Annotated in this window: 1 protein-coding gene; it reads left to right on the top strand. The window is 67.2% G+C overall.

Annotated features, from left to right (window positions below):
* A partial coding sequence (locus tag IG74_RS0145115) for a transposase family protein (protein ID WP_030689786.1) occupies positions 1–239 on the top strand: 239 nt, incomplete at its 5' end.
* Between the last annotated feature and the right edge of the window lie 90 nt (positions 240–329).

Genomic DNA, 329 nt, shown 5'->3' with positions numbered 1-329 from the left:
TGCTGGACGGCACGGTCGCCCAGACCGGCCGGGTCCGTGCCGCAGGCCACTTCTCCGGCAAGGTCCGCCGTGAGGGGGTGAACCCGCAGGTCATCACCGCGGAGGAAGGCAGACTGCTGTGGATCTCACCCGCCCTGCCCGGCGGGACCCACGACATCAAGATCGCCCGTGAGCACGACATCGTGGACGTCTGCGCACAGCTGGACCTTGAGGTCCTGGCGGACAAGGGCTACCGGTAGTTCGTTAAGTTCGGAGGTAGAGGTTCAGTCCGTGTCCGGTGGTGACTGCGCCGAGGAGGGCCTGGAGTTCGGCGGGTGGGTCCTTGTCCG

The organism is Streptomyces sp. NRRL B-1347, from assembly GCF_000720325.1.
Taxonomy (GTDB): Bacteria; Actinomycetota; Actinomycetes; order Streptomycetales; family Streptomycetaceae; genus Streptomyces.
The sequence above is the reverse complement of the archived record's forward strand: the minus strand, read 5'-3'. Positions and strand labels throughout refer to the sequence as shown.